The following is a 13,348-nucleotide window of genomic DNA, read 5'->3' as shown; positions in this document are numbered from 1 at the left end:
TTTTTCTTTGTTAGGATTGGAAAACAGAAAGGAGGTAGATGTAGGTCAAATTATGGTGGTCTGGAGAAATGAATCCAGTTCGCTAAAAAGATAACTTCAATAATAAAGTAGAGGTGTATGTTAGCAGGAATCGATTATTTCATTGTAATAGCGTACATAATAGGAATGTTATTGCTAGGCCTCTATTTTAAAAAATATGTCAATAGCTCCGAAGACTATTTTCTAGGAGGTAAAAGTTTGCCTTTTTGGGCTATTGGGATGTCTATTGTAGTATCGGATATTGGTGCCCTAGATTTTGTTGGAGTTTCGGGGCAAGCTTATAGATATGGTGTTTCTGTAGGTAATTTTGATTGGGTAGGTTCTGTACCTGCCATGTTATTGGCTGCATTTATTTTTATTCCTTATTTCTGGCGTGGCGGTATGTATACTATCCCTGAATATTTGGGTAGAAGATATAATCAAAAGGTAAGGACCATTGCTTCGGTAACATGGATATTATTTTTCGCCTTGGATTTGGGGGTTCTTTTTTGGGCAAGTGCAGTATTACTAAACGTGCTAATGGGTTGGCCCATATGGATTTCTATAATTTCTACTGCTGGGGTAGTGGGACTATATACTTATTTCGGTGGAATTACCGCAGTTATAATGACCGATGTGGTGCAGTTTATAATCATGTTCATTGGAGGTTTTGCCTTGGTTTTTCTCAGTCTTTACGAAGTTGGTGGTTGGGATAATATGGTAGAAAAAATAAGCACTATGGGTCCAGAGTATCGAAACCATTTTGATATCATTCAACCACAGGATACAAAATCTCCCTTTCCATGGACAGGGATTTTATTCGGACTAACCTTTGTTATGGCAAATGCGTATATGATAGGTAACCAATCTATTGTACAGCGTTGTCTCACCGCCAAAAATGAATGGCACGCAAAAGCAAGTATGATTTTTGGCTCTGCCTTAAAAATGTTTATTCCGATCTTGGTATTATTTCCTGGTCTTATGGCTGTAGTGGTACATCCCGGATTGTTAGATGGGGATCAGGCGCTGCCCATGATGATTAAATCCATTCTACCACCTGGGCTAGTCGGACTTATGTTCGCTGCGTTTTTTGCCGGACTCATGTCTAGCGTAGATTCGTTATTAAATTCTACGGCCACCTTATTTACCAAGGATATTTACGAACCCTTTATTAAAAAAGGAGCCGATGACAAGCATTATCTAAAAGTAGGGCAGATTACTACGCTGGTTTTATTGGTGGTTGGGGTGGCTACCTCACCGATTAGTAGTGATTTTCCAGGGATTTACGTGGCTATTCAAACCTTTATGTCCTACTTCCAAGGCCCCATATTCGCTATTCTTCTACTGGGAATATTTTGGAGAAGAACTACAGAATGGGGTGGCCTTTCCGCATTGGTAATCGGAATTGGATTTGCTGTTTATTTAAATGTGTTTAAAGAGCAATTCTTTACGATAGAAGATCCTTTTCTATATATTTCTTGGTGGTCTTTCTTACTAAGCTTTATCATAAATATTACGGTTAGCTTATTAACAAAGAAGCATACCGAAGAGCAATTGGAAGGCTTGGTGTTTAGTTCTAAAATTTTGGTTAAAAATAAAAATCTGTAACATGTTCAATTTTGACTGGCTTTCCGGTGTTTCTCAAGAAACGGCAAAAATGATATTCCTTAGCTTGTATGGGCTTATTGGAGTGTTGGTACTATTGTTACCCACCGAGTACGTTTACGAGGGTATAGCGAAGGAAGACCGACATTGGTATAACAATTTAAAACTGTGGTCTATTTGTGTTCTGGCCATTTTGGCATCTATTTACTATCATTTTTAAACTATTTATTATGGACGAAACTGAATTTAATGGAAGATTAAAGGAAGCCCAAATTAACAACGCCCTAGGGGTTTTTATATTGGTGTTTGGTATAATTATTCTCTTCGCCATGATTTATACCGAAACATTTGTGGAACATATGACGGATATGACTGCTGGTTTATTATTGATTTCTATTGGAGGTGGTATGGTATGGAAGGCTAGAAAAACCATGAAGAAATTAAGAGAAAAGAAAAAAAATAATATGGAAATATAATGAATAGAGGGTTTAAGATCGCTTTAAGGAACAATTGGATCATTCAAAATTCGGACAAGGTTACCGCAACAGGCGATGAAATTTCTACTTCTTTTTCGGATTTTAGTACATGGATTCCGGCTAAAGTACCATCAACTGTTTTAAGTACTTTGGTAGCTAATGGAACATATCCTGATCCTTATTATGGGGAAAATCTAAAGCGAATTCCAACTGAATTTTTTAAGGTGCCATGGTGGTATGCTACTAATTTTGAGCTTACTCAAGAACAAGCCGAAAATTTTGCTAGTATAACTTTCGACGGAATTAATTATAAGGCTAATGTATGGCTAAACGGTCATCTTATAGCCAGCACCAAGGATATTGATGGAGCCTTTAGGATTACTTCTTTTAATATAAGTAATTCCATTATTAGTGGGACCAATATACTGGCAATTGAGGTTATTCCACCTAAACCCGGAGATTTCAGTACGGGCTTTGTAGATTGGAATCCTGCGCCCCCAGATGGAAATATGGGCTTATTTAGACCCGTGACCTTGCATCTTCATGGCGGGGTGCAGATTGAAAAACCTTTTGTGCAGACTAAAGTCAATCTTAACACTTTAAAAGAAGCCAAGCTTACCGTTTCAGCGGAATTAACCAACTATTCTGATACTACTATTTCTGGGGAGCTTATTGGGGCTATAGAATCCATTTCGTTTAAAAAAGAAGTTACCCTTGCTCCCAAAGAAAGGAAGCTGGTCATCTTATCAAGTGATGAAGTTCCCGAACTCAATTTTAAGGACCCAAAACTTTGGTGGCCAGTACAATTGGGGGAGCCAAACTTATACCATTTGGGATTGGAGCTTGTGCAAGAAGATAGCATTGTGGATGCCGCCACCCTAAAGTTCGGAATTAGAGAAGTGGAAGATTATTGGTTAGACGATACGCATCGTGGCTTTAAAATTAACGGTGAAAAAGTTATGATAAAAGGAGGTGGGTGGACAGATGATATGCTTCTGATGGATACCGATGAAAATATAGAAACCCAAGTAAAGTATGTAAAACATATGAACCTCAATTGTATCCGTTTGGAAGGGTTTTGGGGGAAAGATCACAAATTGTACGATCTATGTGATGAACATGGAATTTTGCTGATGGTGGGATGGAGCTGTCATTGGGAGCATGAAATTCATATGGGGGTGCCCGTGAACGAGCGTTTTGGAGGGGTTTATAAACCCAAAGACATCGCCCATATTGCCCAGGCGTGGGAAGATCAAGTAATATGGTTGAGAAACCATCCTAGCATTTTTGTATGGACCGTAGCTAGTGATAAGGTGCCCATTACCCAACTGGAGCAAAAGTACGTGGATACCTTTGCTAAATATGATCCTACCCGACCTTATTTAAATTCTACTGGCGGAGTGGGGAGCGACCAACATGTAGTGGGTAGTGAAGACGTAATTAGTGAGATTAGCGGATCTTCAGGAGTAAAAATGTTAGGTCCGTATGCCTATACGGCACCGGTATATTGGTTTAAGGATACCCAATTTGGGGGTGCCTATGGATTTAATACAGAAACAGGTCCTGGAGCCCAGGTTCCTCAATTAGAAAGTTTAAAAAGAATGATCCCTAAAGACCAGCTATGGCCAATTAGTGAAGTTTGGGATTACCATTGTGGGAGATACGAGTTTTCTGATTTAAGTCGGTTTACCAAAGCGATCAACGAACGATATGGAGCACCAAATTCGCTAACGGAATTTGATAAGAAGGCCCAAGCGATGAATTATGAGCTAATGAGACCCATGTTTGAAGCATTTCAGGTGTACAAAGAACGATGCACGGGGTTAATTCAGTGGATGCTAAATGCAGCTTGGCCCAAAATGTATTGGCAATTGTACGATTATTATTTAAACCCAACTGCCGCCTTTTACGCCACTAAAAAAGCCTGTGCCCCTTTAAATCTTATCTATAATTATGGGGATAAACATATTTATGCTGTAAATGATCATCGGTATCGTATAGAAAATCTAGTGGCGCATATTAGGGTGTTTTCCATAAATTCAGAGATAGTATTAGATGAAAAATTGCCACTTTCCTTGGAAGCAGATTCATCAGTATCCATTTTTAAATTGGAGGAATTTACGAGCTTATCTACTACTTATTTTGTTGATTTACGATTATTAGATGAGGAGACTAACGAAATAGCTACTAATTTTTATTGGCTATCCAAAAAAGAGGAGGTATTAGATTATGAGGCAGACTTGGGGGATTTTGCCTTTCATACCCCTAGTAAAGAATACGCTGACCTTACAGAACTAAATCTCTTGCCATCTGTTCAGGTATTAGAGACGCATCATTTTAGTCAAGACGAGAAAAATCAAAACATTGAGGTCCAACTAAAAAATGATAGCAACCATATTGCCTTTTTAATAAATCTTAAGATAGTGGATAAATCCACGGGGGTTTTGATTCTCCCCATTTTTTGGGAGGATAACTTTATAAGCTTACTACCCGGAGAAGAACGACTCCTTTCTGCTACTTATACCTTCAAAGGGGAAGCAGAATTAAAGGTAGAAGGATGGAACTTAAAATAATGTTGATATCTTAAGATAGTAAGGTATGTAGTAATAACATCAATCTAAAAGAACATGAAAAAACTAGCAATAAATGGGGGGACACCTAGTAGGGATACCACCAAAAATCCCTGGCCAAAATGGCCGGTGTGGGGTACGGAAGAAGAAAAGGGTTTACTAGAAGTTTTACATAGTGGGGTGTGGTCTTATAACGGTCCCAAAGAAACCGAATTTAATAGGCTTTTTGCAGAATATACTGGGGTTAAACATGCCATCTGCACGGTGAATGGTACAGTAACCATGCAAATAGCTTTAGAAGCATTGGGAGTTGGACTAGGAGATGAGGTTATAGTACCCGGACTCACCTGGCAGGCCACAGCAGCTACGGTACTAGATGTTAATGCCATCCCTATATTAGTAGATGTAAGTGAGGATAACTGGTGTATAGACCCAAAAGAAATAGAAAAAGCCATCACCCCAAGGACAAAGGCTATAATTCCAGTACATCTGTATGGTGCCTTTGCCGATATGGATGCCGTTATGGAAATTGCCAAGAAACATAATTTGTATGTAATGGAGGATTGCGCCCATAAACACGGTGGAGAATGGAATGGGAAAAAAGCAGGAAGTATTGGGGATATAGGAAGTTTTAGTTATCAACTTTCCAAGCATTTAACGGCTGGTGAAGGGGGTTCATTAACTACTAATAACTCTAAGCTTGCAGAAAGGTTGGATGCGCTGAGGAATTGCGGGCGTAGACCAGAAGTAGGTATGTTAGAAGGAGTAGATAAGGGTGCGGGTGATTATGGGGACGATGATGGTAACTTTATTCAGTCTGGGAATCTTAGGATAACCGAATTTCAGGCGGCCATTTTAATTGAAGGTCTAAAACGCCTGCCAGCTCAGAATGCCAATAGAGATGATAATGGGGAGTATTTAAATTCCCTGTTGGAGGATATTGATGGGGTTGCTCCTATAAAACGAGATAAAAGGGAAACCAAAAAAGCGTATTTTAATTTCGCCTTTAAGTACCGTAAAGATGAATTTAAGGGCTTGCCCATAGAGAAGTTTAGAAGTGCGCTGGAGGCCGAATTAGGAATTGTAGTTGACGCCAGTTATGAACCTTTAAACAACTGTTCCTTATATGTGCCACATACCAAGCCAGCCCGCCATAAGTTGGACGATGCCTACTGGAAGGCCATTGATCCGAAACGATTTTCACTACCCGTTTGTGAACGTGTATTTAAGGAAGAATCGGTTTGTTTACACCACAAAGTGCTGATGGGAACCAAGTCAGATATGGAGCTAATCGCATCGGCTATAAAAAAGATATTTAACTATGCAGAGGAATTAATTACTTAAAGAATTATGACTAGTAGGAGGTTGCGCTAACTTTTAGGAAGTTTATTATTTAAATGATCTGAGATTTTAATATGGTCTTTCACCTATTTTAAAAGCAGTTAATTATTAATTAAAATTATATAAAAAAACTAGAAATAAACACATTGAATAAATGAGGAATTTTACAATAGTTTCGATCCTTTTTTTGATCTTCTCTTGTTCAGAATCTAAGATGATGGCCCAAAGGAGCAATGCCTCAATAAAAGAGGTTATGGATAATGTAATTACAAGGTTGTATAATGAGGTAGAATTTAACAATTACGAATCAATTGATGATACTTTTTTGCTTGATTTTTTGGACGATAGCGAAAAATTAACACTGGCTACTCGCTACCAGTATTTTAAAGTAAATGTGCCTGTAACTGTGTCTCTTATGAGACATACTAATCAAAACACAATTCCTTTTTGGCTTGAAGATAGTGGGTTTGTAAAAACCAACCATCGTGTAAAAAATGAGGTTTTTGAGTATGAGGTATGGCAAAAGGACTTTGAGCCAGGATGGGTTAATTTGGGAGTTCCAGGATTCGATTTGGACAGAGTCACCTATTTTATTTCAGTGGGATCAAAAAATAGTAATGATGAACTTATAATTTCAGAGCGTTATCCTGAGCAATTTTCATTGGAAGAATTTAAAGTAGGAGCTTTTACCTATCATGATTGGTCAGGTTTAAAAATAACTGACCTGCCTAAGGAACTTCAAGGTCATATTTTATTCACTACTGTTAGAGGTAGGGCTAGAGAATCGAATGTAGTTGGAGCGTTTAGACACAGCCTTTTTCCTTCTTCGCAACAACCCGATCAAATTATGCTTACATGGAGCAAGGACCCTACGAACTCTATTGATATCCAATGGAGAACGAATACTTCCGTTAACGATGGAACAGTAATGTATTGGAAGCAAAACACTAAAGACACTATTATCTCTAAAGCTAGTAAATCTGGCATGGAAGATCGAATGTTGTACAATGATAGATATATTAACCGCTTCACAGCTAATCTAAAAGACTTAGAGGCCGGCACCACCTACGAATATCAAGTAGGTTCAGTGGATAGTAAATCATGGTCTTCTGTTCTATCATTTAAATCCGAAGCGAAGGATGCCAAAGAGTTTTCGTTTGTTTGGTTCGGAGATACCCATAAAGACCCCGATTGGGCTGAAATGCTTAATGATGCACATATAAGGCACCCAGAAACTACGTTTTATTCAATTGCTGGGGATATTGTAAGTACAGGGCTATACCGAAACGAATGGGATGAGTTTTTTGGCTATTCTAAAGACGTGTTCTCTTATAAACCCTTAATGCCCGTCCCTGGAAATCATGATCGACAAGATGGGTTGGGCGCTTGGATGTATTATGAACTTTTTAGTTTGCCTAAAAATGGACCAGATAAGGTAGATTCCGAAAGCACTTATGCGTTTACCTACGGAAATGCTTTGTTTTTAATGATCGATTCTACCCAGCCCAATGATGCGCAGACCCAATGGATACAAGAACAATTAGAAAACTCTAATGCCGTATGGAAATTTGCTATTTTTCATTTTCCACCTTATAATTTTCAACAACCTTATTTTGATATTCAAAAGGAATGGGGAGTTCTTTTTGATAGGTACCATGTGGATATGGTGATGTCTGGCCATATTCATTACTATATGCGCTCCAAACCAATAAATAACGGTAAGGTGGTGGACTCATTTCAGGATGGAACTGTTTACGCAATATCTATAGGGAAAAATGAGGACAGGCATGATAATATAGGAGAGGAGCCTTATGCTGAAAAGAGATTTAAGAAAGGTCAATTTTATCAATATATGACAGTATCCGATAAAGCTATGAAATACAAAGCTTATAATAAATCAGGAGAAATTGTAGATGAATTTGTAATAGAAAAATAACTATGAAAACTAAAATAGCCCTTATTGGTGCAGGTTATATCGCAGATTATCATGCCCGCGGTCTTCAGACAATACCCGAAGTGGAAATAATTGCCGTGGTTTCAAAAAATATCGGGAATGCTGAGAGATTTGCGGTTAAATATGGGATTGAAAAAGCCTATAATGAAATTGCTATTTTGGTTGAAGATAATACCCTAGATGCGGTAATTATTAGCACCCCAAATCAATTTCATGCGCCCTATGCTATTGCTTTTCTAGAAAAAGGCAAGGACGTTTTTCTGGAAAAACCTATGGCAATGAGTGGAAATGAAGGTAAGCAAATAGCGGAAGTGGCCAATGAACATAACCAATTGGTGATGGTAGGGCATATGTGGCGCTTTGATGCGGATATACAGTATATTAAGGAAAAAGTGGCAGCAGGCACGTTAGGTAAAATCTTTAAGACCAAAGGATACGGAATACATGAAAATTGGGGACCTTCGGGATGGTTTACCAAGAAGGAATTGGCCGGGGGCGGAGCCTTGGCAGATATGGGTGTACATGCCATTGATGCCGTAAGATATATTTTAGGAGACCCTAAACCTAGGAAGGTTTATGCTAGAATTTCTACAGAATTTGGTGATTATGACGTGGATGATACCGGTATTTTGATCATTACATGGGACAATGGGACAGAAAGTATTATTGAGAGCGGATGGTGGCATCCCCACATGGATGGACCAGAAGCTAGTACCAGCCTTTTTGGTACTAAAGGGTATGCCAATCTCTTTCCCACATATTTAAAAATGAAGAATGGAGAAGATGCTATTACAACAGTGCCAGAACTTCCTAAAAGGGATGAGCACTGCGATCAAATAATCTATACCCGCCAAATGGAACATTTTGTATCTTGTATTAAAACTAGGGATCAACCTGTTCCAGGACTTGTTGAAGGCCAAACGGTGCTAGACATTGTGGATGCAGCCTATACCTCTGCCAAAACGGGTGAGGTAGTAAATTTAAGTTAGATGGCAATAAAATGGGGCTTAACGGATTATTAAGTAATTTAGAAAATATCATTTTTGACCTAGATGGTACGCTTTGGGACCCCATGCCCATGAGTGTTAAAGCTTGGCATACCTCCCTAAATAGATTCGATTGTATAAAAAATCCTGTTTCCAAGAAAGATATACAAGGTATTATGGGGATGCAACATAGTTTAGTGGGAGAGAAGCTTTTTCCCTATCTCTCCAAAGAACAGCAAGACGAAATTATGAACAGTTGCTTTGAACAGGAGGTTAAGGATATTAAGGAAGCTGGCGGTTTTTTATATCCTGGATTAGAAAAAACATTAAAGGCCTTAAGCAAGAAGTATACGCTATTCATAGTCAGTAATTGTCAAGCTGGGTATATCGAAGCTTTTTATGAGTATCACAAATTGGAGCACTATTTTAAAGATTTTGAATGCTCGGGAAATACAGGCAAGTCTAAGGCTATGAATATTGAAATGCTTATAAAAAGAAATGGGTTAACTAACGCAATCTACGTAGGCGACACACTAGGGGACTATTTGGCGGCAGAAGACAATAATCTACCATTTGTTTTTGCTGAATACGGATTTGGACAAGTTCCTCATGCCCCATACACCATATCCCAAATAGGAGATTTAGAACAAATGCTCTAAAGTAACGCAATACCTCTCCCTGATGTATTAAATGAAATTCGGGTCCAATTAATAAGCTCCATAATCTGGACATCCGATTTAACTGGATTTTAAAAGCTTTCTAGCGCTTTTAAGGTTAATCTTCTCCCCAAATTCATCTATCATTTTAATAAAGTAATCGCTTAATAGCTAATATTAAATTAACAATATAATCCATTTTAATTAACATATGGATAATATGGGTTAAGATTTACTGTATAATTAATAATATGTAATGCAGTATACTGTTTATTATAGAATAGATTTGTTTGGAAAGAATTAACCAAACCGATTAAAATACTAGAATATGGAAAAATATAATTTTAAAATCTTATTGCTCCTTTTGTTCTGCATGTTGTCGTCATTCATGTATGGGCAGCAGGAAGTGATAGGAGTTATCAGTAGTGATGCGGGAGAATTACTCCCAGGGGTCTCTGTTGTAATCAAGGGAACAACTACTGGAGTAACCTCCGACTTTAATGGAAACTATAACATTACTGTACCCAGCGGGAATGGCATACTTGTTTTTTCATATCTGGGCATGAAGGATAAAGAGGTAAGTGTAGGAAACCAATCTAATATTAATGTGATAATGGTAACCGCTTCGGAAGAATTGGATGAGGTGGTCGTTACAGCACTTGGTATTTCTAGGGAAAAGAAATCTTTAGGGTATGCGGTGAGTGAAGTTAGTGGGGATGCTATAGATAACGTCCCTCAAGAGAACGCCATGAATGCTCTTTCTGGGAAGGTTTCGGGGGTAGCTATCAATTCCACAGGAGGTCCTGGTTCAACAGTGAATATAAATATTAGAGGGGCCTCATCTTTATCGAGTGACAACCAGCCACTTTTTGTAATAGATGGAACACCTGTTATTAGTTCCGTGAATAATATAGGTGAAATAGGTAGGGACAATAAAGCGGATTATGGGAATGCTATTTCCGACCTTAATGCGGATGATATAGCGAGTATGACAGTGCTTAAAGGAGCTAGTGCTGCAGCCTTGTATGGTTCACGGGCTGCAAACGGGGTAATTTTAATTACTACTAAATCTGGAAAAGCAAAAAAGGGACTCGGAGTAACCGTTAATTCTAGTACTGTTTTTGATATCCCTTACCGCTATTTGGATACCCATAGAAAATTTGCAGCGGGTTCTAGGCCGTATACCGAAGATAATTTTCCATCTAATTCGTATGGAGCAATTCTTATAGGGGAAACCGCTTCCGCTTGGGCAGGTCCAGCATTGGATCAAGGTATAAAGGCTATTCACTGGCCTTACACCCAAGAAGAAATAGCTAGCGGGATTCCAGTACCAAGGGAATTGAAATCCTATGACAATGCTCCTAATTTCTTTAATACTGCCGTTTCTACTACCAATAATATTTCTATTCAAGATAATACGGAAAGAATAAATTATAGGTTATCATATTCAGACTTGAAGCATAAAGGATTTATTCCAAATTCAGATCTTAGTAAACACAGTATTAGTTTAAATTCTGCTCTGAATTTAACTGATGCAATACAGGTGAGCTCTAGTTTAAATTATACAAAATCAGGAGCTGATAATAGGCCTGCAACCAATCGGGGAGCAAACCCTATCCAAGCACTATATGAAATTGCACCTCATATAGATGTGCGAAAAATGAAGGATTACTGGCTGCCTGGTTATGAAGGTTTTCGCCAATACTCTCCCTTTGCTTTTGGGGACGATCCAACCGACACGGAATGGAACAACCCTTATTTCTTGGCGCATGAAATAAATAATGGCTTTGAGAGGAATCGATTTTATGGGAACGTTAAGGCAGAATGGAAGATAACGGATGAGTTCTCCGCCATGGCTCGCTACAATTTTGATGAGATAAATGAAGTTAGGGAAACTAAAATGTCCAAAGGTTATACGGGGGATATTAACGGAGCCTATGGTATTCAGGATATCTTAAGCAATGAAATAAATGTTGATTTCTTGCTAACTTATGCGAAGAAATTTAACGACTGGGATTTCTCCGCTTCTCTAGGTGGAAATAAAAGATCTACTAAATCTTCTTCTGTAATTAATTCCACTAAAAATAGAGGGTCTGGTATCTTGGCTCCTGGACTCTTTACATTGACTAATATAGCTCCAGATAACCTTAATTATGCTTCTTATAAGAGTGAAAGGCAAGTAAATAGTCTGTATGGTTTAGTAAGCGTTGGGTTTAAAGATATGTTTTACATAGATGCAACTGGTAGAAACGACTGGTCCAGTACGCTTCCAGATAATAATAATTCTTATTTCTATCCTTCCATATCTTCAAGTTTATTGGTTCATAGGGCGCTGAATTTAGCGGGGGACATTTCTTTGATAAAACTACGAGCTGGTTATGCAGAGGTAGGGAACGATACCAATCCCTATAATTTGCAACCTGTTTTAAATAGTGGTAACTCATGGGGCAACGGATCCATGTTGTCGGTGCCAGGAACCCTATTAAACCCAGATTTAAAGTCAGAATCTCAAAATTCATGGGAAGTAGGAACCGATTTGGCATTTTTTAGAAATCGCCTTCGATTGGATTTCACCTATTACGAAAGTGAGAACAAAGATCAAATTTTCCCTGTAAACACCCCCATTTCATCGGGTTACGGATCAAGATTTATTAACGCAGGGTTAATTACAAGTAGCGGGGTAGAAGCTGGACTAAGTGGCACAATTGTTAGTAATGCTGACTGGAACTGGGACATGGGATTTGTATTTGGACGTAACCGTACCAAAGTAATGGAATTGGTAGACGGAATGAATTCGGTTACTTTTTGGGAAGATGCAAAAGGAGGAGCAATTACCTGGTTGGGAGAAGAAATAGGTAATATTATTGACCGTGCCCTAGTACGTGTGGACGATCCAAGTTCACCTTATCATGGTTGGCCCATTATAGATGACTCTGGTTTTGAGGATAGCGATAGAACATTAGAAGACGCAGACGGAAAGAGGGTGGCTCCTATTATTGGCAACTTTAATCCCGACTTTAACCTTGGGATGACTACTTCCGCTTCCTATAAAAACTGGTCTATTTCTATGAATTTCGACTGGAGAAAAGGCGGCCAGTTTATTTCACAGACCCATAGGTATGGTGAGTCCGATATGCACACCCAACGTTGGTTAGATGGACTTCATAATTTCAGCAATGTAGGCGATGTGCCATCATTTTTGAAAAATAACGCAGATAAATACCTTTCTGAAAATGGTGAGTTTTATGTATTAGTTGGTGGAGCTACTGCAGATGCGGGCGGCTATCCGGTAACCGAAGGAGGAATTACACTTAATGATGGTGTGTTTATGCCAGGAGTACAAGGAGATTATGACGATAATGGAAAATTTGTTGCCGTAGCTGAGAATTTAGGAGGGCCAGGGACAGTTTATACCAGATACCAAGATCATTATGGTTGGGATTTTGCTAGAACAGCAACTTTTGACGCTGATTTTTTAAAATTACGAGAAATCTCCCTTACCTATACTGTGCCCAATAGGGCTATACAGCAAATAGGGCTGCAAAATTTAGCCATCTCTTTATTTAGCCGAAATATCATGTTATGGACTAAAGCAGATATAGGGATTGATCCTGAAATGGCTTTCCAGCAAGAATCTTCTACCCAAGGACGTAGCGGTATTCAGTTTAAGCAAGGTATAGAGCGCTTTAATGTTAATCCCTGGGCAATTCCAATTGGTTTTAAACTTAATGTAAGTTTCTAA

General features: G+C 38.6%; 9 protein-coding genes. All 9 read left to right on the top strand.

What is annotated here, in order from left to right; genetic code table 11:
* The first annotated feature begins 117 nt into the window (after window positions 1-117).
* The 9 genes from G466_RS0103285 (at window position 118) to G466_RS0103245 (ending at window position 13,348) form a co-directional block, all read left to right on the top strand.
* The gene (locus G466_RS0103285; protein WP_026812368.1) at window positions 118-1,626 is read left to right on the top strand and encodes a sodium:solute symporter family protein; all 1,509 of its coding nucleotides are present in this window, start codon (window positions 118-120) and stop codon (window positions 1,624-1,626) included.
* A 1-nt stretch (window position 1,627) separates the two neighbouring features.
* Window positions 1,628-1,843 carry a hypothetical protein gene (locus G466_RS0103280; RefSeq protein ID WP_026812367.1) on the top strand — a complete coding sequence of 72 codons (216 nt, stop codon included), beginning with the start codon at window positions 1,628-1,630 and terminating at the stop codon, window positions 1,841-1,843.
* Window positions 1,844-1,853: 10 nt separating this feature from the next.
* A complete protein-coding gene (locus tag G466_RS0103275; protein WP_026812366.1) occupies window positions 1,854-2,099 on the top strand; it encodes a hypothetical protein in 246 nt (81 codons plus the stop codon).
* Entirely contained in the window at window positions 2,099-4,672 is a 2,574-nt protein-coding gene (locus G466_RS21355; protein ID WP_051315505.1) for a glycoside hydrolase family 2 protein, read from the top strand. The genes G466_RS0103275 and G466_RS21355 overlap by 1 nt, the downstream gene beginning before the upstream one ends.
* Window positions 4,673-4,726: 54 nt before the next feature.
* Window positions 4,727-6,013, top strand: coding sequence for a DegT/DnrJ/EryC1/StrS family aminotransferase (locus G466_RS0103265; protein WP_026812365.1), 1,287 nt, complete (start codon window positions 4,727-4,729; stop codon window positions 6,011-6,013).
* Window positions 6,014-6,164: 151 nt separating this feature from the next.
* Window positions 6,165-7,946 (top strand): purple acid phosphatase family protein, encoded by a 1,782-nt coding sequence (locus G466_RS0103260; RefSeq protein WP_026812364.1) that lies wholly within the window; start codon window positions 6,165-6,167, stop codon window positions 7,944-7,946.
* A 2-nt stretch (window positions 7,947-7,948) separates the two neighbouring features.
* On the top strand, window positions 7,949-8,953 hold the full coding sequence (locus G466_RS0103255) for a Gfo/Idh/MocA family protein (protein ID WP_026812363.1): 1,005 nt from the start codon (window positions 7,949-7,951) through the stop codon (window positions 8,951-8,953).
* Window positions 8,954-8,964: 11 nt separating this feature from the next.
* Window positions 8,965-9,609, top strand: coding sequence for an HAD family hydrolase (locus tag G466_RS0103250; RefSeq protein WP_026812362.1), 645 nt, complete (start codon window positions 8,965-8,967; stop codon window positions 9,607-9,609).
* A gap of 325 nt (window positions 9,610-9,934) precedes the next feature.
* Complete coding sequence (locus G466_RS0103245; protein WP_026812361.1) at window positions 9,935-13,348, top strand: SusC/RagA family TonB-linked outer membrane protein; 3,414 nt, start codon at window positions 9,935-9,937, stop codon at window positions 13,346-13,348.

Origin of the sequence: Arenibacter certesii DSM 19833 (genome assembly GCF_000429545.1) — a bacterium.
GTDB lineage: Bacteria > Bacteroidota > Bacteroidia > Flavobacteriales > Flavobacteriaceae > Arenibacter > Arenibacter certesii.
This window is presented reverse-complemented; position numbering and strand designations above follow the sequence as displayed.